We start from the raw sequence: 837 nt of genomic DNA on the forward strand, positions 1-837 counted from the left end.
GTTTGTCGACGATGGATCAAGCTCATATCCGCGGGCTGGTTACCGCATTTCATCTTTCCGTCACGGGGCTGCCTCGCTCTTAATAACGGAGATCACGCAATCGCGTGCTCACAAAAAAATCCCGAGGATTCCCCTCATCGTGCCCGGTGCCGCGTTACCGATCAGGTGGAAGATGTCAGTTCTGCAAGAACGCCTCCTGAATCCAGTGAATGAATGAGGGTGCCGCGAGCATGCTCAGGCTGGCTGCAGTCGTGTTCCGATGTCCCAGATGAAGCCGGATAGTTTGCGGGCGATGGCCGCGCACGTCTTGTTCTGATGAAGGCCACGAGCCCGCAGTCGACGGAATCTGTGACAGAGCCGGAGCTGCGCCTTCCACGCAATGTCGATGATGGATTGAGGCTGGCCTTCGAGGCGGGGTTGAAGTGATTCACCGATTCTCGCCGATAACCGGTAGTTCCATGCTGCTTCGACAAGAATTCTGCGGACGTGCGTGTTGCCTGTCTTAGTTAGGCCGCCTCGCTGCTTTGAATTTCCGCTGGAGTGCTCGGATGGCACGAGGCCGAGGTACCCCATAAATTCGCGTGGGTGCGGGAATCGACGTAAATCGCCGAGTTCGGCAACGATCGTGAGCGCCGAGATGAAAGCTATACTTCGAAGCGTCATCAGGCCTTTAACCACTGGCAACCACCACCAGGTTTCGGTATGGACGCGCAGCGACTGTGTAAGGCGCTCGACGAGCTCGGCGGCAAACCGCACCGCCATCCGGTACTCAGTGAAGACGATATGCTGGGCGGAATCCTCAAATTTGATTTTTGAGAGGAAGAGCTCGTGCTTCGG

The 837-nt window shown here is 56.6% G+C and carries 2 protein-coding genes; one reads left to right on the plus strand and one right to left on the minus strand.

The genetic code is table 11. The features are described from left to right. On the plus strand, positions 1-217 hold a 217-nt coding region (locus RZR99_RS32950), incomplete at its 5' end, for a hypothetical protein (RefSeq protein ID WP_323123846.1). Positions 218-234: 17 nt separating this feature from the next. Here the strand turns inward: RZR99_RS32950 and RZR99_RS32955 are convergent. Further along, a partial coding sequence (locus RZR99_RS32955; protein ID WP_323123847.1) for a transposase occupies positions 235-837 on the minus strand: 603 nt, incomplete at its 5' end.

It is taken from the genome of Burkholderia alba (assembly GCF_034721475.1).
Taxonomy (GTDB): Bacteria; Pseudomonadota; Gammaproteobacteria; order Burkholderiales; family Burkholderiaceae; genus Burkholderia; species Burkholderia alba.